Consider the following 23020-nt stretch of genomic DNA (forward strand, 5'->3'; position numbering starts at 1 on the left):
ACCTCCTATTTTTCATTCCCGCGCAAAAACGAAAGCCATTCTTTTATCTTTTTCTCATAGCCATTCTCTGTTGGCTCGTAAAAAGTTTCCCCCAGGATTTCCGACGGCAGATACTGCTGGCGGACATAGTGGTTTGGAAAATCATGGGCATACTGGTACCCGATGCCATGTCCGAAATTTGCCGCTCCTTTATAGTGTGCGTCCTGCAGATGCGCAGGCACGCTTGTCTTTACTTTTCTTACATTTTCCATCGCCCTTTCCACTGCCATATAGGCAGCATTGCTTTTTGGAGCGCAAGCCACATAGGTGGCTGCCTGAGCAAGAGGAATCCTTGCCTCCGGCATGCCAACGCGTTCCACTGCCTGCGCTGCCGAGATGGCCACGGTAAGGGCCATTGGGTCTGCATTGCCCACATCCTCAGACGCACAGATCATGATCCTTCTTGCAATAAACTTGATGTCCTCCCCCGCATATAGCATCTTTGCCAGATAATACACTGCTGCGTCCGGATCAGAACCACGCATACTCTTGATGAATGCGGAGATGGTGTCGTAATGGTTGTCCCCGGTCTTGTCGTATCTGACCACTCTCTTTTGCACACACTCGCTGACCACATTTAGATCCAGATGGATCTTTCCGTCAGCAGCCCTCTCTGTTGTGAGAACGCCAAGCTCCACAGCGTTGAGCGCAGTCCTTGCATCTCCACCGGCAATATCCGCGAGAAATTCCATCGCATCCTCCTCAATGACAGCCTGATAGCTACCCATCCCCTTCTTCTCATCGTACACTGCCCTCTTGATCAAAATTTTGATATCCTCTTTGGAGAGATGGAAGAGTTCAAAAATGATGGAACGGGAAATCAGCGCGCTGTTGACCTCAAAATACGGATTTTCCGTTGTGGCGCCAATCAGAATGATCGTGCCGTCCTCCACAAACGGGAGAAGATAATCCTGCTGCCCTTTATTAAAACGATGAATCTCATCCACAAAAAGGATCGTCTTCTTCTGATACATCCCAAGCACATCCTGCGCCTTTTTTACAACCTCCTCCATATCCTTCTTTCCTGCGACCGTAGCATTGATCTGTGTAAACTCTGCACTCGTAGAGCTTGCGATCACCTTGGCAAGTGTTGTCTTCCCGGTCCCCGGAGGGCCATAAAAAATGATGGATCCAAGCTTGTCGGCTTTGATCGCTCTGTACAAAAGTTTTCCCTTTCCGATAATATGCTGCTGCCCCACCACCTCATCAAGACTTTCCGGCCTCATTCTGGATGCAAGGGGCGACTCCTGTTTCTTTGTATTTTCCCTCATGTAGTCAAACAAATCCATATTATTTCCTTCTTTCCTCCACACCGGCCAGAGTGCGCACAACTTCCCCGGCAATCAAAAGTCCTGCCACAGGAGGGACAAAGGAGATGCTGCCAGGCAGACTCCTTCTTGCCCCTTTGTCCTCCCCTGTCTCTCTGTCTTTGATGTCCACTGGTTTCTCTTTTGAGTACAGCACTTTCAGATTTTTGATTCCCCTGGCTTTCAGCTCTCTTCGCATCACTTTGCACAAAGGACATACCGATGTCTTTTGAATATCTGCTATCTCAAATAATTCCGGGTGCAGTTTATTTCCTGTTCCCATACAACTGATAAGAGGAATCCCCCTCTCCTTTGCCAGTTTTACGATAGCCAGCTTTGCCGTCACTGTATCAATGGCATCCACAATATAATCGGGTTTCTGGTCAAACATCGGCTCTAAGTTTTCCTCCAGCACAAAGGTTTCATAGGTGAGGACCTCTGTATCCGGGGAAATGTCCGCGATCCGCTCTTTCATCAATTTTGTCTTATATTTTCCCACTGTGCTGTGGTAGGCGATGGACTGGCGGTTGATGTTTGTAAGCGAGACGGTGTCATTATCCACCAAATATAGTCTTCCCACCCCGCTTCTTGCAAGCGCCTCAATACAGTGGGAGCCAACTCCTCCGACACCGAACACAAGCACGGCTGCGCTTTTCAGCCTTTTCAATCCTTCCTCTCCGATTAATAATTCTGTCCTCGAAAATTCATTTACCATCCGTTTCCTCCAATTTTTGTCTTTTTTATCCTGCCAGCAGTTCCTCTGCTGTCACAAATTCATATCCGTCTTCCAGCAGTCTGTCAACAATGCGAAACGCAGCCTCCACGGAAGTTTTATAACAATCATGCAAGAGAATGATATCATTTTCCCCCACACTCGTCACTACCCTATTTACGATTTCCTCTACATCCTCTGTCGCCCAGTCCCTGGGGTCCACGGTCCAAAGAACCGGAAACATGCCTGTATCCTCCTCCAGCTCCTTTTGCCATTCTCCAAAGGGAGGACGCATCTGCTCCACGTTCTCCCCGCAGGCATCTTTGATCGCTTTGTTTGCCTCCTCAAGTTCTCTTCTTGCATCCTCTCTGGAAAGGTCCGTCAGTTTTACATGATGCATGGTATGATTCCCAATGGAATGCCCTTCTTGGCTGATACGTTTCACAATATCCGGCGCTGCTTTCACATAATCACCGATCAAAAAGAAGGTGGCCTTGACATTCCTCTCTTTTAGTCCGTCCAGCAATGTTTCTGTGTAATACGGATGCGGGCCATCATCAAATGTAAGGGCCACCTTCTTTATTTCCCGGTAGGCACTCTTTTTCTCATTGTTTTCCATCTCTCCGCTGTCCGCCATTTGAGTCCGATCTTCCAATGACTCTGCCTTTTTCTGTATGGTAAAACCTGCCACTGCAACAGACAAAACATACAATATACCTACAATCGCTCTTTTCTGCCACTTTTTCAAAGGTATCGCTTCTTTGCTCTTTCTTTAAACTATGTGTATGCATTTTACCAAAGTTTCATCAGCAAAATCCTGCCAGAATAGCCTGCTGTAAAGAGAAAAGGATAACTCATTGCTATGAGTTATCCGTAATCTTCTATTTTCTCTTTTTCTTTACCTGCTTTTTTCTGACACTGTATCCAAATGTTCCGATGGATGCTCCAAGCCGAAGATATTCTCCATGGGAGTAAGCCAAAAGTCCTGTTTTATTCAACTCAAACTTCCCATTTGGATTCATATGCTCTTCGCTGACCTGGACTGCCTGTACCTTGGCAAGGAACATGTGATGGGAGCCAAGTTCCTCCACTTTTGTCACCTTGCACTCAATATTGACCGGGCTCTCCGCGATCACCGGTGCATAAACAAGACTCTGTGCTTTTCCTCTTGTCAGGCACATCTCCTTCCACTTGTCTATATCCCGGCCTGAACGTACACCGCAAAAATCTGTGGCTCTCGCAAGTTTTTCTGTTGTCAGATTGATGACAAACTCTCCGCTTTCTTTTAGCATATGGTAAGAATACCGCTCCGGTCTTACGGAGATATAGACCATAGCCGGATTTGTACAGATCGTCCCTGTCCAGGCCACAGTCAAAATATTGTCATTTCCCAATGTATCCGCAGTGCTCACCATCACTGCTGGCAGAGGATACACCATATTCCCGGCCTTCCATATCTGTTTTTGCATATCTTTATCCTCTCTTCTACTGCTGCAGAGCACTCACGATCGTAGGGACAAGCTGTTTCTTTCTGGACACCACTCCCTTTAAAATGACATGTCCGCTGCTTTGGGAAAGGTCAAATGCCTCCAAAAGCTGCTCTTTTGCACGATGCCCAAAGCAGAGGAGTTCTGAGCTTTCCTCCACAATATTCGTCAGCATAAAATAAATCATATCCAGGTTCTGCTTTTCCATTGCCTTTGGAAGTTCCGGCAGCACCTTTTCCCGGATGTGTTCCAGTTCTTCCTCGCTCATGGAGTTTACCTGGCCAACTCCAAATGTCGTATTGTTGACAGTAAATTTCTTGAAATCCAAAAAGCAGATCTCCTCCGCAGTCTTTCCCTTCAGATTGCTGCCCGCATTGAACATGCTTTTAGCCAGCTCTTCAATATGGATGTCCGCGATTTTCGCAAGTGCCTCGGCAGCCTCTTTGTCAACCAATGTACACGTCGGTGAACGGAACATCAAGGTGTCTGAAATGATCGCCGAGCACAGAAGAGATGCGATCAGCTTTGGTATCTCCACCCCATATTCCCGATACATCTGATAGATGATGGTCGCTGTACATCCCACTGGCTGGTTCCGGAAAAATACCGGCCCTATCGTCTCCACACTTCCAATCCTGTGGTGGTCAATGATCTCCAGGATATTGGCCTCCTCAATACCGTCCACTGACTGGGACCGCTCATTGTGGTCCACCAGGATGACCTGTTTCTTTCTCGCATTCAAAAGTCTTCGCCTTGACACAAATCCCAGAAACTTGCCCTCTTTGTCCAGCACAGGGAAATCCCTGAATTTTTTTGTTGTCATGGCTTCCTTTACGTCATCAATGTATTCGTTTGTCTGAAACGTGATAAGATCTTCCTTTGTCATAAAATATTTGACCGGAATACTCTGATTGATCAACCTTGCCACCGTAAAGGTGTCATGCGGCGTGCTGATGATAACAACACTCCTCTCTTCGGCCAGTTTTTTGATGGTCCTGGAAACTTCAGCCCCCTGGCAAACGACAAGACAGCTTGCGTCCATCTCAATCGCACACAGCTGAGATTCGTACCGATTTCCTAAAATAACGAGGTCATCTTTCTCAATGAAACTTTCCATCATATCCGGACTGGACGCTGCAATGACTACCTTGCCTTTTACAAAATATCCATGTTCATTTCCTGTCACGATCTTGCCACCAAGAGTATGTGCGATACTGCGGTACTGCGTCCTTGCTGTGGAAAGGATCGTGCTGTCATATACATCCATGTAGGATGTTGCGATATCTCCTGTTGTGATAAGACCTTCCAGGTGCCCTTCCTTCAACACGGGAAGCGTCTTCATATTGTTTTCCTTCATCCGCTCCCACGCCTCCTTGATAGAGGCATGATCCGCAATCCCTTCTATTTTATGGATATCAATGTCTTTGATCTGAAGATTCACATTGGAAAGAAGGCTTGGAGGTTCTACCTTGAATCTGTCCAGAATATATTTTGTCTCTTCATTTATCTGCCCTGCGCGCTTTGCCACGTACTCGTTCCCAGTAATCGTGCGTTTCAACTGCGCGTACGCGATAGCAGAACAGATGGAGTCCGTATCCGGATTTTTATGTCCTATGACATATACTTTTTTTGTTTTCTCCATTTTTTATCTCCCTATATCGTTATACTTGGTAAGAATTATAGGTGCTTTTCCCCAAAAATTCAACCTTTTCGTTGGTTTTCGGGACATTTAACAAAATAACTACTTTTTATCAGAAAAATATGTTATACTGTTAAATCATGAGAGAAAGCAGAGGTATCAAAAATGAGTGAAGAATTATTACAAGAGGAAACAATGGCCAACTACGAAGAACACTTCGATGATGCCAATCCATGGAATCTTGTCCAGAAATACATGGACGAAAAGACCGTCCTTCCTGTAAAAGTAGAAGGAATCGTAAACGGCGGCGCTATCGCTATGGTGGAAGGCCTGCGCGGATTCATCCCGGCATCAAGACTTTCTTTATCCTATATTGAAGATTTGGAAACTTTTCTTTTAAAGGATATTGAAGTACGCGTCATTGATGTGGACCAGTCAAACAACCGCCTTGTGCTGTCCGCCCGTGAGATCCTCAAAGAAAAAGAAAAGAAAGAACGCGAGGAGAAGATTGCCGGACTGAAAGTCGGAACTGTACTGGACGGAGTTGTGGAAAGCATCCAGAATTACGGGGCTTTCATCCGTTTTGAGGACGGCCTTTCCGGACTCGTACATGTCTCACAGATTTGTGAAAAGCGCATTAAAACTCCTGCGGAAGCACTTTCTGTTGGCGATACAGTGACAGTAAAGATCATCGGGATCAAGGATGGCAAATTAAGCTTAAGTATCAAAGCTTTACTGGAGCCAAAAGAAGAGCCGCAAGAAAAAATTGTGATTCCAAAATCAGAAGAAATCGGAACCAATCTTGGCGAATTATTTAAAAACCTGAAATTGTAGAACAGACAAAATCCCCACCGGAATCCAGACTCTTGGTATGAAAGATTCCAGTGGGGATTTTTTCGCCTTTTATTTGCTGTTTTTTAATTCTTCAATCTCTGCCATCCAGACAGATGCACACGCATCACTTGGCATCCTTAAGTCTCCTCTTGGAGAAAGCGCTACGGATCCCACTTTCGCACCATCCGGCAGACAGGAGCGCTTAAACTGCTGGGAGAAGAACCTGCGATAAAACGTACTCAGCCATTTGTACATGGTCTCATCATCATATTCCCTGGCAAATGCAAGTTTTGCCAGATAAAAAATCTTTTTCGGAGAAAATCCATACCTCATCATATAGTAAAGATAAAAATCATGCAGTTCATATGGGCCTACCAAATCTTCCGTCTTTTGTGCGATCTCTCCATCCTTTGGCGGCAAAAGCTCCGGACTTACCGGGGTATCCAATACATCCAGCAGAACCTCTTCCAGTTCCTTATCTTGGCAGGTGTCCGCATAATATTTCACCAGATGTCTTACCAGTGTCTTTGGCACGGATGCATTGACGCCGTACATAGACATATGGTCGCCATTGTAGGTCGCCCATCCAAGCGCCAGCTCGGACATATCTCCGGTCCCGATCACCATTCCATTGCACTGGTTTGCAATATCCATCAGCACCTGCGTGCGCTCTCTTGCCTGAGAATTTTCATATGTCACATCGTGGTCATCTGCATCATGCCCGATATCCCTGAAATGCACATTCACTGCTTCCTTGATCGGAACCTCCATCAGTGTGGCTCCCAGTTTTTTTGTGAGCAGACAGGCATTTCGATACGTCCGGTCCGTTGTTCCAAAACAAGGCATGGTCACTGCATGTATATTTTTTCTATCCAGACCTGCCATGTCAAATGCTTTTGCACATACCAGCAATGCCAATGTAGAATCCAATCCGCCGGAAATCCCCACAACCGCTGTGGCTGCCTTTGTGTGCAGCAGACGTTTCTTTAATCCAAGCGCCTGGATCATCAGAATCTCTTCGCAGTGCTCTTCCCGTTTTTCTTTGTCCGCAGGCACAAATGGATTGACTGCGATCTTTCTTGTAAGCACAGTGTCCCCCAAATCTATGTGAAATGGCACCTGAACTAACTGCGCTCCCTCCTCCATCTGAAACGTTGTATTTTTTCTACGTTCACTGACCAGACGTTCCACGTCGATCTCTGAATAGATGATCCCATTTTCATAGTTACAGGACTGGGCCAGGAGCACCCCGTTTTCTGCAATGAGATTGTGGGCTCCAAAGACAAGATCAGTAGTGGATTCCCCCTCTCCTGCGCTGGAATATACATAGCCTGCTATGAGTCTTGCAGACTGACCCACGATCAGATCCCTGCGGTAATGTTTCTTTCCGACCGTCTCATTGCTGGCAGAACAGTTAACGATCACAGTGGCCCCATTTACCGCTGAACGAATGCTTGGAGGCACCGGAGCCCACACATCCTCACAGATCTCTGCAGAGACGATCAAATGTTCCATCTGATCTGCCTGAAACAAAAGATTGGGGCCAAATGGAATTCTTTCTCCCTCAAAGCAGATCCATTCTGCCTTGGCAGGTCCTGGCTGAAACTGGCGCATCTCATAGAATTCCCCGTAGTTTGGCAGAAATGTTTTTGTGACGATTCCCAAAAGCTTTCCTCTGTTTAAGACAGCGGCTGTATTGTAAAGCTTTCCTCCGATTTCCAGCGGCATACCTATAAAATAAAGTCCGTCCTTTTCTGCAGTGTGCTCCTGAATCTGTTTGAGTGCTTTTCTGGTCCCCTTTAAAAGGGTGTCCTGATAAAACAGATCACTGCACGTATAACCGGTGACACAAAGCTCCGGAAACACGATGATCTTTGCACCTGCGGAGGCAGCCTGATCAATAGCTCTTAAGATCTGCTCTGTATTATAGGCAAGATCCGCCACCCTGATATCCGGTGTGGCTGCTGCGGCTTTTACAAATCCATATCTCATGTTCGTTTCTCCTTACTTCTTACATTTTTTCAAAATTTCCTTCAGTTCATCCACGGAAAAAGTATAGTTTGTATTGCAGAAATGGCAGTTCACTTCCACAGGTTTTCCTTCCTCTATCATGGATCTGATCTCTTTTTCTCCCACGCTTATGATCGCTTTTTCCACACGCTCTTTTGTACAGTTGCAGTAAAACTTTGTCGGCAATGTATCGTTAAACTCCACATCCATACCCTCAAAAATCGTCTCAAGCATGTTTTCCGGAGTAAAACCTTTCTCAAGCATCGAAGTCACAGGCGGAAGTTTCCCTATATTTTCCTCCAGCTTATCCAGCACCTCGTCCTCCACAAACGGCATCACCTGAATGATAAAACCGCCTGCCTGTTTCACAGTATTGTCCTTTTCCATCAACACTCCAAGTCCTACAGAGGACGGCACCTGCTCGGATGTGGCAAAGTAATACGTCAGATCCTCAGCGATCTCCCCGGTCTGAAGGACCGTCTGTCCCACGTACGGCTCTTTTAAGCCCATGTCCTTGATCACATGCATCACACCATGTCCAAGCGCTCCGCCCACATCCAGTTTTCCGGCCTTGCTCGGGGGCAGCATCACTTCCGGGTTGTTCACATACCCTTTGACATCCCCCTTACTGTCCGCTGTGACCACCAATCCTTTGATCGGCCCGTCTGATTTGATCTGAATCGTCAGGACATCGGAATCATTTTTCATCATACTGCCCATCATAGCACCCGCAGTCAGAAGACGGCCCAGAGCTGCAGTTGCCACAGGGCTTGTATTGTGTGCCCGTCTTGCATCCTCCACCGTCTGTTTTGTATATGCCGCAAACGCTCTCAGCTGATTTCCTGCAGCTGTTGCTCTTACAATATAATCGTTCATTTCTTCAATCTCCTCCAAATGTATCTCCAAATTTATCCGTATGATTATAGCATACCCATTCTAATGTTTTCCACTCTCTCTTGCAATCACAAAAATCCGCTCGCTCTCCTGGCCCGGCGCATCATATGTGTAGGCGTCAAATGCCTCCTCAAAAATAAGTCCGGCATCTTCAAGATACGCTTTTATTTGAGCAAGCTCATATCCTCTCTGATAATGCTCTTCTGTGTACTTCCGGTACAGCCCCTCTGTTTCCTTTACAAACAGGTTCAGTTCATACTCGTTGATGTGCTCCTCTTCATAATAGTAATTATCCCAGATGAAACTGCACTCCTCTCTGGATTCCGCAATGGTCCTCTCTCCCAAAACTTCCCTGTATTTATATACTGTGTTGAAATCAAACAGAAACACTCCTCCAGGATCCAGGTAATTGTTCACAAGACGGAACACTTCTTTTAAATCTTCAGTCTCTGTCACGTAATTGATGGAATCACACACACTTACCACTGCGCGCACAGTGCCGTAAAGTTCAAACTCCCGCATATCCTGACACAAATATAAAATATCGTTTCCCGACTCTTCCTTCTTCCCGGATGCAATCTCCAGCATTTCTTCCGAATAATCCACACCTATCATATCGTAACCGTTTTGCGCCAAAAATTCCGTCATATTCCCGGTCCCGCATCCAAGATCCAACACAAGGCCATCCGACACACCATACTTTTTTAATTGCTCTAAAAGATACTCTCCCCACTCCTTGTAAGGAACATTATCCATGAACCTGTCATAGACCTTTGCAAAGCTTGTATATGCATCCACTGATCTTCTCTCCTTCTTCAAGTAATCTCATTTTTTAAGTATAGCATGCATGGTAAATTTTTTAAAGTTTTCTAAAAAGCATTGACAACCAAAAAGGATATGCCTACAATAAAAGAGAAAATTCGGTAGGTGAGGTTACCGCAGGGATTTGGTCATACCTAAGATTGCTGCCGCAAAGTTGTGGAGACACAACGCGCTGGTCAGCAGGAGATGTCGATGAAGGCATCACCTAATGCAATTTGATATGCCCTGCGATGCTAAAACTTGTACGAACTTCAGGTGTAATTGTGTCCTGTCACGTACAAGTGGCAGGATTTTTTTGTGCAGAAAAGTTCCTGGAACTTTTCCTGGATATTCAAACCTACTTCAACAATACGCAAACAGAAAGGCAGGTGAGAGCAATGGACGCTGGTGCCGATTGTGGACGACAACAACTTCATACAAAACGAAAGGAAAAAGGTGATGATCATGAACAAAAATACTTTCTTAGAACTCCTTTCCAGGCGCGAGTTCAAAACCATCCAAAAAATTCTGGATGCTATGAATGCCTTCGACATTGCTTCTCTCCTGTCCGAGTTGGATGACAGAGAACTTGCTGTGGCATTCCGTCTGATCCCAAAATCTAAAGCTGCAGATGTATTCTCTGAGATGAGCAATTCCATGCAGGCTTATCTGGTAGAAATTTTTACGGAAAAAGAACTAAAAGACCTTTTAAATGACTTATATATGGATGATACTGTGGATCTTTTGGAGGATCTTCCTGCGAACCTGGTCACAAGGATTCTTGACATCATTCCGTCCAAGGATCGAATCCTGATCAATCAGCTTTTAAACTATCCGGAAGACAGTGCCGGCAGTATCATGACAACCGAGTATGTGGCTTTGCGCGAGGACAATACAGTGGCAGAAGCAATGGCGCATATCAAACGCACGGGGATCCACAAAGAAACCATCTATACTTGTTATGTGCTGGACAACCGGAAATTGATCGGAATCGTCTCGGCTAAAGACTTGATGACAATGGACGATGACATGAAAATCTCCAATCTTATGGAGACGGAAATCATCTCCGTGACAACACACACAGACCAGGAAGAAACAGCAGCTCTGTTTTCAAAGTACAACCTCCTCGCTATTCCGGTTTTGGATTTACAGGGATACATGGTCGGTATTGTCACAGTGGACGATGCCATCGATGTCATGGTGGATGAGACGACCGAAGACATGGAAAAAATGAATGCTCTGGCTCCAAATGAGGAGACTTATTTTGAAACATCCGTATTTCAGCACGCCAAAAACCGTGTTGGATGGCTCCTCTTTTTGATGCTCTCCGCAACACTGACACAGACCATCATTGCCCACTATGAGGACGCGTTCGCCGCTATCCCGCTTTTGGTATCCTTTATCCCAATGCTGACGGACACTGGCGGAAACTGCGGTTCCCAAAGTTCCACCCTGGTGATCCGAGGGCTTGCTCTCCAGGAAATCCGGTTCCGCGATTTCTTCAAAGTGGTCTTCAAAGAATTCCGCGTAGCTATCGTTGTCGGCATAACATTGTCTTTGACAAATGCAGTTTACATTATGTTCCGCTACCACGACCCAATGATCGCACTTGTGATCGCGCTTTCTTTGGTCGCAACAATCCTGATTTCAAAAATGATCGGATGCATGCTGCCTCTTCTGGCAAACAAAATCCATGTGGATCCTGCCATCATGGCTGCTCCTCTGATCACAACTATTGTGGACACCTGCTCCATCATGATTTATTTTCAGATCGCGACGCATCTGTTCCACTTAGCATGATGCAAATATATATTTAGCACTAGAAAACTCCGGGTAAATTCACTTTGATTTTCCCGGAGTTTGTTATCATTTCTATCCTTTTTTCTCCTGATATGCATCCAGTCCAAATATAACAGCGACCACTGTGATTACCATCACACAGAGCAACAGGACAACCTTGGGAGTGAGCGCCATTCCTTCTGTCAAGATATTAATCGCTACCCCTTCTCTTGCTATGTAATTAGATTTCACGGCAAATGAATATACTGCTAAAGAACCCGCCACAAATACGAGAATCATTTCCGCCATGATCCGAATACGGATCTGGTACATGTGTATTTTTCGAATCGGGACAATCTCATATTTTTTCAGAAGATAGATGGTCTTTCCCTGTTCCTTTATAAAGAAAAGTTTTCTGTTTAAATATGTAACAAAGAAAATTCCCAATATACAAAGCAGACTTAAATTATAAGGCAGCACTTGGTTTTCCAATTCATCCCATATGATATATGATGCTTTTCTCTGTAGCACACAAAAATAAATAACTAAAAAAATCACTAGCACAGCCCATCTTTCAAGGCCGATCCGTTTTTTCTCATGTCTGTATAATTCTTTCACTTCACTGCCTCCTTTTTCTCAACAAGTCTTTGATCGATACTTTATTTGTCAAAAATGTTTCCAGTTGATCTTGAATCGATCTTTCTTTGATACTTTCTCTTGTCTCGTGCAGCTTTAATTCCCCATTGGAAATCACCATAATTTCATCTGCAATCTGTTCCATATCACTTAAAATATGCGTTGACATCAAAATCCCAATTTTTCTTTCCCGAATTTCCTGTATGATTTTTATAAAGTCTTTTCGGAACACCGGATCAAATCCCGCGGTTGGTTCATCTAACAAAAGATATTCCGGGTGATATGACATTGCAAATGCGACCTGGTATTTCATATACATCCCTTTTGAAAACTGATACAACGGCTGCCCTTTCGGAAGAGAAAATCTGTCAAGCCATTGATATAATTCTTCTGTATGCCAGTTTTTAACTGAAAACCCTCCAAATCTTTTTCCAAGTGCTTTACACTGAGCAATGATTCCATAACATTTCCTCCGTTCTACACCTTGTATTTACAATCAACTATTGTTGAATCCCCTATATTTTCTATCAATTATTATTTACAATAAAATGATACCAAAAATATTTTATGTTTTACAACTCATTTCCATGAACGGCAATAATCCAACCGCAACTAGCAGACATCAAAAACCTCTGGAGAATTTCTTCCTGTTTTCCCGTTAATTAAAACAAGGGTATCGCTCAATCAACTAATTTTATGATTTTGCGACTTCCCTTTCGAAAAGAATAGATTTCCTTTATATTATTCGCCACTATTCCATAGTGTTTATTATTTCTTTCATTGTATCTAATGATACATGCCCTTTCAAAATATAACGTACACCATCTGAAACAAAAATAGCTACTTTTTCTGATACAGTATTCGCATTTCCCATTTCCTTTGAGACCGTATCTTGAATAACATTTACTTGATAACCTTGTTCACTTTCAAAACTTTCCATGCTTTCATACATTCCAAGATAATCACTGTCCCAACCATTTTTCAATTGCTCTTCGCTCAAAACAATATTTATCTCAAGTGAAACAGGAGAATAATACTTTTCACCATGTTCATATTGATACCTCTTCTCTTTAGGTAAATACTGAAACTCACTGGTATCTCCTGTAATATAATTTTCCATTGTAATCATGGCAAAATCTTTATTATCTGTCATAAGATGACCCTGAATATATGGATTATTTTCTGCCGACTCAGAATCCAGTAAATCGATCCCCAGTTGCGATTGCAACACATCATATTCTTTAAAATCGTGTTCTATCATGCCATTTTCATCCTTAGGGATTTGCACTTTTTTTGCATTTACTACATGCATTTCATCTAACTTTGGTAACACCTCGTCATTTACACTAATGTTATTTACAAAATAATATCCCGCTGCCACTGTTGTGCTTCCCAATAACAAAGCCGCACAACAAGCTGCCACCGTCTTTAAAACATTATATTGTTTTTTTACAAAAACCGCTCCTCTGATATTTTTTTTCATTTGCTCATTTACTTTTATCATACTTAATTCTTCATCAATAATTGTTTTGACATTCTTTTGTCCCATAGTCTGTCTCCTTTAAAAATCTTTTTAATCTTTCCCGCGCCCTTTTTAACTGTTGATTAATAGCATTCTCTTTTTTCCCAACAATCGCTGAAATTTCCTTTACAGAAAGCTCTTGGTAATAATATAAAATAATTATCTGCCTGTCACTTTTACGCAAGGACATAATTGCTTTTGTCAAGCTGTCTCTTTCCAATAATTCTTCAATGGGATTTTTATCATCTACTTGTTGGTGATCCTCGATATTAAGCATCGGAAGCCGAAACCATTGCTTTCTCATAATATTTTTACAACAATTGATAGCAATACGCATCAACCATGTTTTTTCATTTGATTTGTGCAAAAAAGAATCATAAAATCTCATTGCCTTTATAAATGTTTCCTGCATTGCATCTTCAGCTAAATAGTAATCTTTCAAACAGAGATAACACATGCGGAAAATAGAATCTCCATATTCTTTCATTAATCTTTCTAGAATTTGTTCTGCCGGCATCTCTTACTCCTTTCATCTATTTAGACACAGATTATTTTTGAAAAATTACAACAAAAAATTTTTTCAACTAAACAAACTATCTTAACATAAAAATCCTGCCCATGCTGTTAGACCATAGGCAGGATTAATTATTCTCATTATAGTATGTTTTATTATTTGCAAATTACAAAGTTGAAATCAAGCCATCACCCACTCCGGAAACAGTGTACCATTGTCTCTTCAATCTACTGTGGTGTGACATCTGACTTACCTGGGTGTTTGCGTTTCATATTGTCGCTCATTTTTAGTTTCTTATCTTAAACGTCTTCCATGCAATCTTATACACAAGAACACAGGCCACAATACAATAAGCCAGACAAAATGCAATTGCAAGCAGTCCGAAAAGGGCGATATCTACTCGCAGTTTCATACAATAAAAACATACAAAATAAGTGACACACGAAACGATAGTGTACGTCCCGCTTTCCATGTAGGCCCCTTCTTTGTACGGCTGCAAGAGATAATAGCAGATCAGATAATGCACAGAGAAAAATACGCTGATGGCCAATACAGAAACGATCAAAATCACATAATCCCATCCGCTCTTTGTCCCTCCTGATACAAAAAGTAAAACAGAAAGCGAGGCAGCTATCACTCCGGCCGGAAGGAGATTCATCAAAGCAAGAGATTTCAGGCGGATCTGAAACAATTTCAGGATTGCCTTTGGCTGTCTGAAAAATGTGTAATTCAGCATACTGTGGTCACAGTTTACAAACATCAGCTTTGTGACTCTTCCCCCTGGATTTATCAGATACAAAATAAAAACAAAATATGGAAGAAATGTAAGGAGCAGTTCATTCGTTTTTTCACAAAACGTTTCGTTTACCAAAACTCCGATGAGCACAGCTGCGAAAATCCCTGCCATAATACAGGCATTTCGTTTTGCTGCTTTCCAAAGGATCTTTTTATGCCGTTTCATAAACAAATCGTGAAAATACTCATAGCCTGTCTTCCTACTCGTAATTTTCTCATCCCTACAGATTATATTCCGGTTTGTCTCCTCCACCACATCCTTTACAATCTTCTCCGGGTCGATCGCACTTCTGACCAGCAAAAATTTGTACAGCTCTGTGTAACTTTCAAATTTTTGGATGCGCCAAATCCCCCAAACACCTCCTGTTGCAAAGACCAGGAATATCACCACGTATACAGGAATACTAACGGTAATTTTTAACGCCGGCAACCCATATGCAGCGGCGAGCAAAAGAAATACCGTTCCCCATTCTGCCTTTGACAGATTATTTTCATTCGGAACTTTCGACGTCATCTCATATTTTCGAAGTTTCATTCCTGACAAAAAACACTTCATCCCCATTGCAAACAGAGGAAAACTGAGTGCCAAAAGCACATTCATATCCACAAAAAGTGCAAATACACTGGCCGCCACTGACATGCCGATAAAAAGTTTCAACATCGCGTAGATATAATCTGTAAGTGTATATTTTCTTGCATCCATGCGCATTAAAATCATAGCATAGTATTTATCTTTTGTCGGATTGAACATATAGGTGTTCATAAATCCTCCAATCAGAGTAAGAAAGATGAACATATGCAAAAATGCATCTGCCTTCCCTACCTTGTACAAAGCAGCCGGGAGAACGATCATCAGACCAAGATACAAAAACTTTCCAATAAAAATGGAAAAAAACTCGCGGATTCCCTGCAGGATAGCTGCAAATCGTTTCAATCCCACATTGCTGTAAAGTGTGGCAGGAAGAAACCTCTTTATGATCGGAATCTGTTTCAGTGAATAAATGATTCCATTTACTTTGTATGTATTGCGCAGGAGAAATGCAATTTTAAATGTCCGAAACATGTCCATCCTCCTGTAAAAGCTTGATGATTTTCTGTCTGAATTCCTCCGCGACCTCTTCTCCTCTTTCTACCTGAAACAATTTTCCTCCATTTAAAATCACAATCTCATCGCACAGGCTAAGCGCCAGCTCCATAATATGAGTGGAGAATATAATGATCTGCTCTTTCTTCCAGCTCTTCAACATACGCTGCATTTCTTCCGCCGCAACCACATCCAATGATGTGAGCGGTTCGTCAAGGAGCAGGATCTTTGGCTTTGCTATGACATTGATGAGCATCTGCATTTTATTTTTCATTCCGTGTGAATACCCATTGAGCAGTTTGTCCCTGTCCTCCTCCTCGATGTTCATCATCTCAAAATACTCATCGATACTTTTTAAATCCTCAATGTGTTCCCGATTGATATCAATAAAGAATTTTAAAAATTCTCTTCCCGTGAGAAACTCCGGGACCGTAGGTGTGGACAGTACATATCCGATATCCTCGGTTTTTGTCTTTCTCTGTTCGTTCCCCTCAACTATATAAAACTCTCCACCATCGTTTTTCATATCCCTGTTCAGACAGTTGAAAAGTGTTGTCTTTCCGGCTCCGTTACGTCCTAAAAGTGCATAAATCTTTCCTTCTTCAAACCGATAAGAAACATCTTTCAGCACTTGTTTTTTCTCAAAATGTTTTTCCAGATGTTCGATGACAAGTTCCATAACTTTTTCCTTTCCTCATGTACTCATTTTTTATTTCTATTTTATCATATCTCTCTTGGGTATATTTTAAGATTTTATGAATATTTTTGTGAACAAAAATGGCTGCTGCAAATCTGCAGCAACCATTTTTATTCCTCAACCTTTTCTTTATTCGATCACTTTCAGCCATCCTTCCGGCGCCTCGATACGGCCCATCTGAATACCTGTCAATGTATCATACAGCTGTTTTGTCACAGGTCCCATCTCGTTCATTCCACTTGGCATCACGATTTCTTTTCCATGATCCACGATCTTGCCAACCGGCGAAATCACGGCAGCAGTTCCACAAAGTCCGCACTCTGCCATATCTTTGACTTCTTCCAGTGTCACGGTTCTTTCTTCTGTCTCAAGGCCTAAATACTCTTTAGCCACATGCATCAAAGAACGTCTTGTGATAGATGGAAGGATTGTGTTTGATTTTGGCGTTACAATTTTCTTATCTTTTGTGACAAAGATAAAGTTTGCTCCCCCCGTCTCCTCCACATGCGTTCTTGTCGCAGAATCCAGGTACATATTCTCATCATACCCTTCCTCGTGTGCAGTCACGATCGCATGAAGGCTCATGGCATAATTAAGTCCTGCCTTTATGTGACCGGTTCCATGCGGAGCAGCGCGGTCAAAATCAGACACCTTGATGGTCAAAGGTTTGATTCCGCCCTTGAAATAAGGTCCTACCGGTGTGGTGAATACACGGAACTGATATTCATCCGCAGGTTTTACTCCGATCACTGCATTGGAACCGAACATATATGGACGGACATAGAGTGTAGCGCCTGTTCCATACGGCGGCACATACGCTGCATTGGCCTTTACCGTCTTGACTACAGCATCCACAAACTTGTCTGGCGGAAACACCGGCATCTCCAGACGTCTGGCGGAATCGGCCATTCTCTGTGCATTCAAATCCGGGCGAAAAGTCACAATGCGCCCGTCCTCTGTTGTGTATGCTTTCATGCCCTCAAAGATCGTCTGTGCATATTGGAGAACCCCTGCACATTCATTGATCACCACATTGGCATCCTCTGTAAGGACACCTTCATCCCAGGCGCCATCCTTATAATTCGAGACATATCTTTTGTCAGTCTGCACATATCCGAATCCCAGATTTTCCCAATCTATATTCTTTTTTTCCATTACTCACCACTCCATTTCTCTGCTGCTGTACAGTTTCAAATTCTGTTCTCAATTATAATACGGCATCTCCAAAAAATCAAGAGTGCGCTCTGTTTTTTATCTTTCCGCCATGCTGATGGCCTCAATACCGACACTTCCCCCGCGCACAACCTCGATGGACTGAAATTCTTCCTTCATAAGTTTGATGACAGCATCGTTCTTTCCCGCGGTCTGAACAAAAAGCAAAAGAAGACTGTCCCGTCCATAGTCCACCACCTTTGCATCAAATGCCTGTGCAATCTGGAAAAGCTCCTCTTTCTCTTCTTTGTTGCATTTTTTTACTTTCACATAAAGAATTTCCAGCATACATACAGAGGAATCTGTAAAGTCCATCACTTTAATGACCTCCACCATGCGGTTCAGCTGTTTTTTTATCTGCTCAAACGTCTCCTCATCGCTGGATGTCGCAATCGTCATTCTGGAAACTGTCGGATCTGCAGTGGTTCCTACAGTCAGACTGTCCAGATTGTAGGATTTTCCGGAAAAGAGCCCGGAAATTTTTGAAAGTACACCTACCTGGTTTTCTACATAAAGGGAAATCCATCTTTGTTTTAGTTTTGCATTCATAATTCCGTCTCCTTCCTAACTTAACAGCATTTCTTCCAGTGTACCGCCCGGTTTGATCATCGGGTATACAAGCTCTTCCGCATCAATGATAAATTCAATGAGCGTCGGCGCATTTTTATGTGTTTTTGCCTCCTCAAACGCTCCTGCAATGTCTTCTTCTTTTTCCACACGGATTCCATATGCTCCGTAGCTCTCAGCCAGTTTTACAAAATCCGGCCTGTATTTTGGCGGTTCCATGCTGCCTTCCTCCGCAGGGCATAAGTCCGTCATAGAGTATCTTCTTCCATAGAACAGTTTCTGCCATTGGCGCACCATTCCAAGGTAACTGTTATTAAACACACATAATATCAGCGGAAGTTTCTGGATCACCGCTGTCGCAAACTCTTGAATATTCATCTGAAAGCCACCGTCCCCGTTAATGGAAATGACGGTTGCATCCGGATTGCCAAGCTGCGCTCCGATGGCACCTGGAAATCCGTATCCCATTGTTCCAAGCCCTCCGGATGTGACCAGTTTTTTCTTTTCATTCATCTCCAAAAACTGTGTCGTCCACATCTGGTGCTGTCCTACATCCGTCACTACGATCGCCTCATCAAACTGCCTGTTCAGTTCTTCAATGATTTTCTGCGGAGTGATTCCCGGATGTTCCTTCATCTTCAGCGGATATCTTTCCTTCCATTCATTAATCTGGCTCATCCATTCTTTTGTATCGGAAACCTCCACATACTCCAGCATTTTTTCAATCGCCTCTTTGGCATCCGCCACAATCGGGATATCCACCTGGATATTTCTGGAAATAGACGCTGTATCGATGTCAATGTGTACAATATTTGCTTTTGGCGCAAACTCATGGATTTTCCCTGTGATACGGTCATTGAATCTTGTTCCGATGGAGAACAAAAGATCGCATTCGCTCACAGCCATGTTGCACGCATAAGCACCGTGCATACCAAGATTTCCTATATACAGCGGATGATCTGTCGGAATGCTGCCTTTTCCCATAATGGTCGTCACAACCGGCACCTGTGTCTTATCCACAAGTTCTGTGAAAACTTTTCCTGCTCTTGAAATATTGACTCCTCCGCCCACAAGGAACAATGGCCTCTCTGCTTTGTGCAGCATTTTGATGGCGCGTTTTAACTGTCCGATGTGTACCCCTGTGCTCGGCTTGTATCCACGGATATTGACCTCGGATGGATATTCCGGACTTCCAAGCTCAGCCATCACATCTTTTGGCAGATCCACGACAACAGGTCCCGGTCTTCCGGTTCTTGCGATATAGAACGCTTCTTTTATGATCCTTCCAAGATCCTCACGGTTTCTCACCGTAATGCCGTATTTACAGATCGTGCGTGTGATCCCTACGATATCCACTTCCTGGAACGCATCGTTTCCGATAAGATTTCTGGACACCTGTCCGGTAAAACACACAAGCGGCACACTGTCCATATTTGCGGTCGCAATTCCGGTCACAAGATTGGTCGCACCCGGTCCGCTCGTCACAAGACATACTCCTGTTTTTCCTGTTGTCCTTGCATATGCATCCGCCGCGTGGACGAGCGCCTGCTCATGTCTTGGAAGGATGACGCGTATGTCCTGCTGTTTATAGAGTTCATCGCTGATATCAATGGTACAGGCTCCCGGATATCCAAAAACGATCTCCACACCTTCTTCTTTTAAAGCTTTCACCAATAATTTATTTCCCGTTATTTTTTTCATGTAAAGCCTCCCTTTCTTTCTAATATTCATATCAGAAGAAAACGCCCTAAGCTGAAATACAGCTTAGGGCGAATATATATCCGTGTTACCACCTAAATTCAAAGATTTCTCTTTGCACTCTGCCGATACAGGAATCTTCCGATATCGTTTTCCTTTAACGCCGGAACTGCGTCGGAGCCTACTTATAAATTGTTCAGTCCGCTGCTCGAAGGCTACTTCCATAATCTCCTCACGAGGATTTCCACCATCCATCCACTCTCTTTGCTTGCGGAAACTATGTACTCCTCCTCTTCATCGCATTTGAATAATAAATAATAGAAAGCACGCGCTGCGAACTTTCTATCATCATAAAATTTAAGATAATTATAGAGTCTTTCTTTTTCTTTGTCAATGATTGTTTTTAATACTTTCTCTCATACCGTACAAAGGTATATTCGAGATCAAAATACGTCTGCTCCTCGCTCTCCCCGGTCACTTCCCAGTCATCCATGTCATCCAGATTTGGGAAATAAGTATCCGCCTCGTAAGCGTGGTCAATCTTCGTCACATGGGCAAGTCTGCAGTAAGGAAGGAGCTGGCGGTAAATACTCTCCCCTCCGATGACATAAATATCTTCCCGATCATACTTTTTGAGCTCTTCCAAAAGCTCTTCCACTGAATGCACCGCCAATGCATCTTTTACGCAGTAGGAAGTGTCTGTTGTGAGCACAATGTTAGTCCTGTTTTTTAGAGGTTTTCCTCCCGGAAAACTCTCCAATGTCTTTCTCCCCATGACAACCACTTTTCCTCCCGTTGTCTCACGGAAAAATTTCATATCCGCCGGAATACTCACAAGAAGTTTATTTTCCTTTCCGATTGCCCAATTTTTATCCACTGCCACGATTAAATTCATTTCTCTTTCCTCCTACACTGCCACCGGTATATTTTTGATCTGCGGTCCGGTTTCATAATTTTCCAGTTTCACATCATCTGGCGTAAACGCATAAAAATCTTTGATCTCCGGGTTCAGCCAGAATTTCGGCGCCTCAAAAGGTTTTCTGGAAATCAACTCTTTCACAAGCGGAATATGTCTGTCATAAATGTGCGCGTCCGCGATCACATGCACCAGCTCTCCTGCCTGCATATCGCACACCTGTGCAAGCATATGGACGAGAACTGCGTACTGGCACACATTCCAGTTGTTGGCAGTGAGCACATCCTGGGAGCGCTGGTTCAAAATGGCATTGAGTACCAGTTTATCTTCACCTTCTTTTTTTGTCACATTGAACGTCATACTGTATGCACAAGGATACAGATTCATCTCGTGCAGATCTTGATGCACATACAGATTTGTCATGATCCTTCTGCTGTACGGATTGTTCTTCAGATCATAGATCACCCGGTCCACCTGATCCATCATGCCTTCTCTGTACTGATGTTTCACCTGCATCTGGTAACCGTATGCTTTGCCGATCGATCCGTTCTCATCCGCCCAGCTGTCCCAGATATGACTGTGCAGGTCATGGATATTGTTTGATTTTTTCTGCCAGATCCACAAAAGCTCATCTGTACAGCTTTTGATGGCAGTCCTTCTAAGTGTCAGGGCCGGAAATTCCTTTGACAAATCATAGCGGTTTACAACGCCGAATTTTTTTACCGTGTATGCAAGGCTGCCGTCCTCCCACTTTGGTCTTACTTTTTCTCCTTCCGTGCTCACTCCATTTTCAATAATGTCGCGGCACATTTCGATAAATATATGGTCTGCGTAACTCATGTTTTTCCTCCTATGGTTCGTCTATATTGTAAAGCACCTTGTCCAGCAGTTTCTCCAGCTGCTCTTTTTCTTTTTTGTTCATGCCAAGCGTCAGCTTTTTGTCTATTTTTCTGCGCTCAGCTTCCATCCTTCTCTGGATATCGTAGGCTTTCTCTGTCAAAAATACATGCTTGCAGCGCCTATCCTCCGTACCTGGCACAGCAAACACAAACCCCTTTTCATCCAGTCTTTTTAAAAGGCCTGTGACCGTCGGATTTCTCAGGCTCAACTGTTTTTCAATATCTCTTTGCGTGATATTCTCTTTTCCGCATTGAAAAAGATAATGCAGTACCGCATATTGGGAGGATGTGATTCCGACTCTCTTCAGAAGAAGATTCAACTCCTTTTCATATATATGTCCTATCTGCTTTACAAGCATTCCGATTGATTTCTTCTCCTCCATCTTTCTCCCTCTTTTTCTTCTACGCTTTTAATTTTCCAAATACCTTTGCCCTCACCAGCATACCCGCCACAAGGAAAAACAACAGGCTGTCCACCGGAACCGAAATGAGCTGTTTGATCGCTCTTGCCGGGAGAAGGGCCGCAAATCCTTTTCCGTAAAGAATGGATAGCCAGTACGTATTAAGGAATAAATTGACCACAATGGCAACCGTAATCTTTGCGGCAAACACTCTTTTTAGGGACAACGGTCTCTTATACCAGAACATCCCATAGATCACAGCCCCCAACACAGCATTGAGTGTGAATCCAAAAAAGAATGGTCCTGTTGGCCTGATGACAAATTTCAGGATATCCGTGACGCCTCCCATCAGCCCTCCGACTACCGGGCCAAACAACATAGCTGTCAGTTCATTGGCAAGACCGGAAAATCCGATTTTCAGGAAATCTCCGATCTGAACTGTATAAAAACCAAGCACAACTCCAAGCGCGATCATCATCGCTGTAACTACCAACGTTTTGTGCTCTTTCAGCTCCCTGGCGGATTCCTGAAAACATGTTGCTAAATTTCTCATAAAAATAACCTCCTTTGCAGTGTC

General features: G+C 43.5%; 23 protein-coding genes, 1 riboswitch and 1 other annotated feature. Of the genes, 2 read left to right on the plus strand and 21 right to left on the minus strand.

What is annotated here, in order from left to right:
- Nucleotides 1-5: 5 nt before the first annotated feature.
- The 5 genes from B5F18_RS03290 to B5F18_RS03310 all read right to left on the minus strand — a co-directional run bounded on the left by B5F18_RS03290 (nucleotide 6) and on the right by B5F18_RS03310 (nucleotide 5187).
- Nucleotides 6-1328 (minus strand): replication-associated recombination protein A, encoded by a 1323-nt coding sequence (locus B5F18_RS03290; protein ID WP_087156232.1) that lies wholly within the window; start codon nucleotides 1326-1328, stop codon nucleotides 6-8.
- A gap of 1 nt (nucleotide 1329) precedes the next feature.
- Complete coding sequence (locus tag B5F18_RS03295; protein WP_087156233.1) at nucleotides 1330-2061, minus strand: tRNA threonylcarbamoyladenosine dehydratase; 732 nt, start codon at nucleotides 2059-2061, stop codon at nucleotides 1330-1332.
- A 25-nt stretch (nucleotides 2062-2086) separates the two neighbouring features.
- On the minus strand, nucleotides 2087-2806 hold the full coding sequence (locus tag B5F18_RS03300) for a polysaccharide deacetylase family protein (protein ID WP_242955793.1): 720 nt from the start codon (nucleotides 2804-2806) through the stop codon (nucleotides 2087-2089).
- A gap of 133 nt (nucleotides 2807-2939) precedes the next feature.
- Complete coding sequence (locus B5F18_RS03305) at nucleotides 2940-3527, minus strand: flavin reductase family protein (protein ID WP_087156234.1); 588 nt, start codon at nucleotides 3525-3527, stop codon at nucleotides 2940-2942.
- Nucleotides 3528-3543: 16 nt separating this feature from the next.
- Nucleotides 3544-5187, minus strand: a complete 1644-nt coding sequence (locus B5F18_RS03310) for a putative manganese-dependent inorganic diphosphatase (RefSeq protein ID WP_087156235.1) — start codon at nucleotides 5185-5187, stop codon at nucleotides 3544-3546.
- A 162-nt stretch (nucleotides 5188-5349) separates the two neighbouring features.
- Here B5F18_RS03310 and B5F18_RS03315 point away from each other — a divergent pair, with 162 nt between their 5' ends.
- Entirely contained in the window at nucleotides 5350-6018 is a 669-nt protein-coding gene (locus B5F18_RS03315) for a S1 RNA-binding domain-containing protein (RefSeq protein ID WP_087156236.1), read from the plus strand.
- Nucleotides 6019-6087: 69 nt separating this feature from the next.
- On the opposite strand, the gene B5F18_RS03320 is transcribed toward B5F18_RS03315, so the two are convergent.
- From B5F18_RS03320 to B5F18_RS03330, 3 genes are read right to left on the minus strand one after another with little or no spacing between them, the layout of a single operon-like run.
- The gene (locus B5F18_RS03320) at nucleotides 6088-8010 is read right to left on the minus strand and encodes an NAD(+) synthase (protein WP_087156237.1); all 1923 of its coding nucleotides are present in this window, start codon (nucleotides 8008-8010) and stop codon (nucleotides 6088-6090) included.
- A 12-nt stretch (nucleotides 8011-8022) separates the two neighbouring features.
- Nucleotides 8023-8904 (minus strand): Hsp33 family molecular chaperone HslO, encoded by an 882-nt coding sequence (gene hslO, locus B5F18_RS03325; RefSeq protein ID WP_087156238.1) that lies wholly within the window; start codon nucleotides 8902-8904, stop codon nucleotides 8023-8025.
- Nucleotides 8905-8964: 60 nt separating this feature from the next.
- Nucleotides 8965-9741, minus strand: a complete 777-nt coding sequence (locus B5F18_RS03330) for a class I SAM-dependent DNA methyltransferase (protein WP_275532803.1) — start codon at nucleotides 9739-9741, stop codon at nucleotides 8965-8967.
- A gap of 93 nt (nucleotides 9742-9834) precedes the next feature.
- Nucleotides 9835-10000, plus strand: a riboswitch (M-box (ykoK) riboswitch).
- Nucleotides 10001-10188: 188 nt separating this feature from the next.
- Here B5F18_RS03330 and mgtE point away from each other — a divergent pair.
- Nucleotides 10189-11523 (plus strand): magnesium transporter, encoded by a 1335-nt coding sequence (gene mgtE / locus B5F18_RS03335; protein WP_087156312.1) that lies wholly within the window; start codon nucleotides 10189-10191, stop codon nucleotides 11521-11523.
- A gap of 72 nt (nucleotides 11524-11595) precedes the next feature.
- Here the strand turns inward: mgtE and B5F18_RS03340 are convergent, their stop codons facing one another.
- The 13 genes from B5F18_RS03340 to B5F18_RS03405 all read right to left on the minus strand — a co-directional run bounded on the left by B5F18_RS03340 (nucleotide 11596) and on the right by B5F18_RS03405 (nucleotide 22996).
- Nucleotides 11596-12120, minus strand: coding sequence for a hypothetical protein (locus tag B5F18_RS03340; RefSeq protein ID WP_087156240.1), 525 nt, complete (start codon nucleotides 12118-12120; stop codon nucleotides 11596-11598).
- 1 nt (nucleotide 12121) lies between these two features.
- The gene (locus tag B5F18_RS03345) at nucleotides 12122-12628 is read right to left on the minus strand and encodes an ATP-binding cassette domain-containing protein (protein ID WP_143468350.1); all 507 of its coding nucleotides are present in this window, start codon (nucleotides 12626-12628) and stop codon (nucleotides 12122-12124) included.
- 261 nt (nucleotides 12629-12889) lie between these two features.
- Nucleotides 12890-13687, minus strand: a complete 798-nt coding sequence (locus B5F18_RS03350) for a hypothetical protein (RefSeq protein ID WP_087156242.1) — start codon at nucleotides 13685-13687, stop codon at nucleotides 12890-12892.
- The gene (locus B5F18_RS03355; RefSeq protein ID WP_087156243.1) at nucleotides 13656-14177 is read right to left on the minus strand and encodes a sigma-70 family RNA polymerase sigma factor; all 522 of its coding nucleotides are present in this window, start codon (nucleotides 14175-14177) and stop codon (nucleotides 13656-13658) included. The genes B5F18_RS03350 and B5F18_RS03355 overlap by 32 nt, the downstream gene beginning before the upstream one ends.
- A 283-nt stretch (nucleotides 14178-14460) precedes the next feature.
- Nucleotides 14461-16032: a hypothetical protein gene (locus B5F18_RS12685; protein ID WP_087156244.1), complete on the minus strand. Its 1572-nt coding sequence runs from the start codon at nucleotides 16030-16032 to the stop codon at nucleotides 14461-14463.
- The gene (locus B5F18_RS03365) at nucleotides 16016-16732 is read right to left on the minus strand and encodes an ABC transporter ATP-binding protein (protein WP_087156245.1); all 717 of its coding nucleotides are present in this window, start codon (nucleotides 16730-16732) and stop codon (nucleotides 16016-16018) included. The genes B5F18_RS12685 and B5F18_RS03365 overlap by 17 nt, the downstream gene beginning before the upstream one ends.
- A 147-nt stretch (nucleotides 16733-16879) precedes the next feature.
- Nucleotides 16880-17905 carry a branched-chain amino acid aminotransferase gene (locus B5F18_RS03370; protein WP_087156246.1) on the minus strand — a complete coding sequence of 342 codons (1026 nt, stop codon included), beginning with the start codon at nucleotides 17903-17905 and terminating at the stop codon, nucleotides 16880-16882.
- Nucleotides 17906-18001: 96 nt separating this feature from the next.
- Complete coding sequence (gene ilvN / locus B5F18_RS03375; RefSeq protein WP_087156247.1) at nucleotides 18002-18511, minus strand: acetolactate synthase small subunit; 510 nt, start codon at nucleotides 18509-18511, stop codon at nucleotides 18002-18004.
- Nucleotides 18512-18526: 15 nt separating this feature from the next.
- A complete protein-coding gene (gene ilvB, locus B5F18_RS03380; RefSeq protein ID WP_087156248.1) occupies nucleotides 18527-20230 on the minus strand; it encodes a biosynthetic-type acetolactate synthase large subunit in 1704 nt (567 codons plus the stop codon).
- Nucleotides 20231-20291: 61 nt separating this feature from the next.
- Nucleotides 20292-20534 (minus strand) — a binding site (T-box leader).
- A gap of 96 nt (nucleotides 20535-20630) precedes the next feature.
- The gene (locus tag B5F18_RS03390; protein ID WP_087156250.1) at nucleotides 20631-21122 is read right to left on the minus strand and encodes a dihydrofolate reductase; all 492 of its coding nucleotides are present in this window, start codon (nucleotides 21120-21122) and stop codon (nucleotides 20631-20633) included.
- 12 nt (nucleotides 21123-21134) lie between these two features.
- Nucleotides 21135-21983 carry a thymidylate synthase gene (gene thyA / locus B5F18_RS03395; RefSeq protein ID WP_087156251.1) on the minus strand — a complete coding sequence of 283 codons (849 nt, stop codon included), beginning with the start codon at nucleotides 21981-21983 and terminating at the stop codon, nucleotides 21135-21137.
- Nucleotides 21984-21993: 10 nt separating this feature from the next.
- Entirely contained in the window at nucleotides 21994-22425 is a 432-nt protein-coding gene (locus B5F18_RS03400; protein WP_087156252.1) for a MarR family winged helix-turn-helix transcriptional regulator, read from the minus strand.
- Nucleotides 22426-22444: 19 nt separating this feature from the next.
- On the minus strand, nucleotides 22445-22996 hold the full coding sequence (locus B5F18_RS03405) for a folate family ECF transporter S component (RefSeq protein ID WP_087156253.1): 552 nt from the start codon (nucleotides 22994-22996) through the stop codon (nucleotides 22445-22447).
- Nucleotides 22997-23020: the final 24 nt, after the last annotated feature.

Source organism: Lachnoclostridium sp. An181 (genome assembly GCF_002160325.1).
In the GTDB taxonomy this organism is placed as follows: domain Bacteria; phylum Bacillota; class Clostridia; order Lachnospirales; family Lachnospiraceae; genus An181.